This is a genomic window from Streptomyces sp. CO7, from assembly GCF_053474865.1.
Window position 1 is genome coordinate 299,329 of sequence record NZ_JBRIOU010000009.1, and the last position, 852, is coordinate 300,180.

The following is an 852-nucleotide window of genomic DNA, read 5'->3' on the forward strand; positions in this document are numbered from 1 at the left end:
TACGTGTAGTCCTGGCCGGCTCCCGCGCCGGTGGCCGCGGAGCGGATCGCGGCGCCCAGCAGTGCCCGCCACGGCTGCGGCGCGTGGAACACCTCCTCGGCCCACCGCCGCCACGCCTGGGGGGTCTCGCCGGGCCGGGCGGAGATGCCCTGCGCCACCCGGAAGCGCACGGCGTCACGCTCCTGGTCGGTCAGTCCGTGGGCTCCCTCGGGCCCGAGCTCCCATCCGCGGTTCATGCCGTCCGCGCCGCTTCCGCAGTCGAGCCAGGTGAAGTGCTCCGTGTGCCGGCGGAGCCGGATCCGGTCGACGTAGTCCTCCATGACCCCGTCGTTCTCGAGACCCAGCAGCCGCGGGGTGACGAGGCCTTCGGGCTCGGGCAGCCCGTCACCGAAGGCGTCGTCGTTGATCTCGCAGTCGGCCGCGATGTTCATGCGCAGCCGGTCCCCCGGGCCGGTCAGGTCCCGGGCGCGGGCCAGCCGGTCGCTGCGTCCGTGGTGGTCGCGCAGCAGGTGGGACGCCTCGTGCACCCAGACGGAGACCAGTTCCTCCACCGGCGTGGACGCCACGAACGCCGGGGACGCGTAGCAGCGCCAGTACCGGTCGACCGCCATGGTGGGGACCTGGCGCGACTCGACCACGTGCAGCGCGTACAGCGCCGCCGCGAGGTAGGGGCGGGCCCGGGCGGCCTGCAGCCGGGCGGCGTACAGCTTGTCCAGGTCCAGCAGCCCCGGCTCCTGTGCGGCCGGGGCCGGGCGCGGTGCGGGGCCCGGCCGCGGCGTGGGGCCCGGCGGCGGCGCGGGGAGCGGTCGGAGCGGTCGCGGCGCGGGGACCGGCTCCGGCGGGGGGGCCGGC

1 protein-coding gene is annotated in these 852 nt (G+C 76.9%); it reads right to left on the bottom strand.

The features are described 5' to 3' along the window. The coding region (locus tag ACOV8S_RS27955) for a vWA domain-containing protein (protein ID WP_448321339.1) at positions 1-725 on the bottom strand (725 nt) is incomplete at its 3' end. Positions 726-852 lie beyond the last annotated feature (127 nt).